Raw genomic sequence first — 506 nt, forward strand, 5'->3', positions numbered from 1 at the left:
CGACGCTGAATGTATTCCTTCTTCATAGGCTCTGCGTCGTTTTTACCAGCGGTCAAAGCCTCCACTGCAGCATGTTGAGCCATAGTATTTGCGGCAGTAACCAAATATTGGTGACTCTTGATTAACTGAGCTGTGAAAGTTGCAGGAGCAAAGATAAAGCCTAAACGCCAACCTGTCATAGCATGCGATTTAGACAAGCCATTAATAATAATAGCCTGGTCTCTCAGCATAGTTCCCAGAGACACATGAGCTTCCCCTGTATAGGTTAATTCTGAGTAGACCTCATCACAGATCACAAAAATCTCATACTTGCGTAAAACGTCTGCCAAGGCTTCCAACTGCTCCCGACTATAGGTAATTCCTGTCGGATTGGCTGGATAGTTGAGAATAACTGCTTTGAGCTTGTCCCCTTGCTCCAAAATGGCCTTTTCCAACATCTCAGGAGTCAAGACAAAACCATTTTCAGTTGTATCAATCTCGACAATCTCTGCCCCAACCAGATTGAC

The 506-nt window shown here is 44.5% G+C and carries 1 protein-coding gene; it reads right to left on the minus strand.

Going from position 1 to position 506, the window contains the following annotated elements; translation table 11 throughout:
* The coding region (locus GMD1S_RS08990) for an aminotransferase class I/II-fold pyridoxal phosphate-dependent enzyme (protein WP_000324247.1) at positions 1 to 506 on the minus strand (506 nt) is incomplete at both ends.

The sequence above is a fragment of the Streptococcus sp. GMD1S genome (assembly GCF_000296875.1).
GTDB lineage: Bacteria > Bacillota > Bacilli > Lactobacillales > Streptococcaceae > Streptococcus.